Below are 1,027 nucleotides of genomic sequence, written 5' to 3' on the forward strand. Positions count from 1 at the left end.
CGCCCAGCGCGGAGCGGGCGTGGCTGCGGTGACGCAGGCCGGCCTCGATCAGGCCGAGCAGCTGATCGACGGCGAGCGCCAGCAGGGCTGAGGCAAAGCAGCCGAACAGCACGAATACCCAGTTCTGGGTCTGAAGCCCGGCGAAGATGTAGTTGCCGAGGCTGGTCTGCCCGATCGGCGTCGACAGCGTCGCGGTGCCGATCACCCACACCGCGGCGGTGCGGATGCCCGCCATCATCACCGGAAGCGCCAGTGGCAGCTCGACCATCAACAGCGACTGCCGCGCGGTCATGCCGACGCCCTTGGCGGCTTCGATCAGCGCGGGATCGATGCCGTTGAGCCCGGTGATGCCGTTGCGCAGCACCGGCAGCATCGAATAGAGCGCCAGCGCCAGCATCGCCGGCAGGAAGCCGAACGCCGAGAAGGATACGCCGAACCAGGCCAGCGTGACGGACGCGGCCAGCAGCAACAGCGGATAGAACAGCGCGAGCAGCGCCAGCCCCGGCACCGTCTGCACGATACTGGCGACTGCGAGCAGGATGGCTCGCGGTGCCGGGCGGTTACGCGTCAGGATCGCCAGCGGCAGGCTGACGGCGAGACCGAGCGCGAGCGCGGCGAGACTCACCCGCACATGGTTGCCGAGATAGTCGGGCAGATGCGCCAGCGCTTCGCCCCAGCGCGGATCGGCGAGCAAGCTCATGCCGCACCGCTCGTTGGCAGCAGCGCGTTCAACCGCTCGACCTGGCGCCGGGGCGTGCGCAGCAGCTCCAGCACGTAAGCGTCGCTGCTGTTCGAAAGCTCCGTGGGAGTGCCCTGCGCGAGCAGTTGTCCGCCACGCATCACGGCGATGCGGTCCGCGAGCAGGATCGCCTCGGTCATGTCATGGGTGATCATCACGGTTGTCAGGCCGAGCTTGCGATGCAGCGAACGATAGTCGTCGCCGAGCGCGTCGCGGGTGAGGGGATCGAGTGCGCCGAAGGGCTCGTCCATCAGCACGATGCGGGGTTTTGCCGCGAGTGCCCGCGCC

Annotated in this window: 1 protein-coding gene and 1 pseudogene; both read right to left on the bottom strand. The window is 68.6% G+C overall.

The window, feature by feature from the left end:
• Window positions 1-700: ABC transporter permease (locus tag MOV74_RS38930; RefSeq protein WP_246932900.1), on the bottom strand; the 700-nt coding region annotated here is incomplete at its 3' end.
• Window positions 697-1,027, bottom strand: a pseudogene (locus MOV74_RS38935) (ABC transporter ATP-binding protein); the annotation flags it as partial. The pseudogene MOV74_RS38935 and the gene MOV74_RS38930, both read right to left, overlap by 4 nt.

The organism is Bradyrhizobium sp. SHOUNA76, assembly GCF_023006445.1.
Taxonomy (GTDB): domain Bacteria; phylum Pseudomonadota; class Alphaproteobacteria; order Rhizobiales; family Xanthobacteraceae; genus Bradyrhizobium.